Source organism: Micrococcus sp. HMSC31B01 (assembly GCF_001816085.1).
In the GTDB taxonomy this organism is placed as follows: domain Bacteria; phylum Actinomycetota; class Actinomycetes; order Actinomycetales; family Micrococcaceae; genus Micrococcus; species Micrococcus luteus.
Genome location: NZ_KV824952.1, coordinates 1 through 597, shown reverse-complemented (window position 1 = coordinate 597; position 597 = coordinate 1). Strand labels below are relative to the sequence as shown.

The 597-nt window shown below is 78.1% G+C and carries 1 protein-coding gene; it reads right to left on the bottom strand.

The genetic code is table 11. The features are described from left to right. Nucleotides 1-597 (bottom strand): signal peptidase I (lepB, locus tag HMPREF3105_RS01960; protein ID WP_070708647.1); only part of this gene is annotated, 597 nt, incomplete at both ends.

The following is a 597-nucleotide window of genomic DNA, read 5'->3' as shown; positions in this document are numbered from 1 at the left end:
CCCGGCCCTCGACCCGCTCGAGCGGGATCAGCCCGCCGCCGGGGGCGCCCAGCAGTGCGCGGGAATCCCGGGAGGCGGCGCGGTGGTCGCCCAGGACGACCATGCGCCCGTCGGGCACCTCGAAGGACCAGGTCCCCGCCGCGGCCGGCTCGTCCGCGGTCACGGGCCTGCCGAGATACGGCTCATCCAGCGGCTCGCCGTTGCGCAGCAGCCGACCGTCCGGGGCACAGCATTCGAGGCGGTCCCCCGGCAGGGCCAGCACGCGCTTGACGAACGCGTCCTCGGCCGCGCCGACACCCCACCACCGGGCGACGTCCTCGAGGCCGCGCTCGAGCGATCCGGCCGAACGGTACGGCGCCAGGCTGCCGGCGCCGTCGAACACCACCACGTCGCCGTGGTGCAGGCCCTGCCCGCCGGCCGCGGCGGCCTCCACCCGCACGCGGTCGCCGGGCTGCAGGGTCGGCTCCATCGACCCGGAGGGGATGAGGTAGACGGGGCCGGTGAGGGCGCGCAGCACCGCGGCCACCACGACGGCGGCCACCACGGTCAGGCCGAGCCACGCCCACCAGCGGCTCGTGCCGGAGGCGGGGGCCGCCG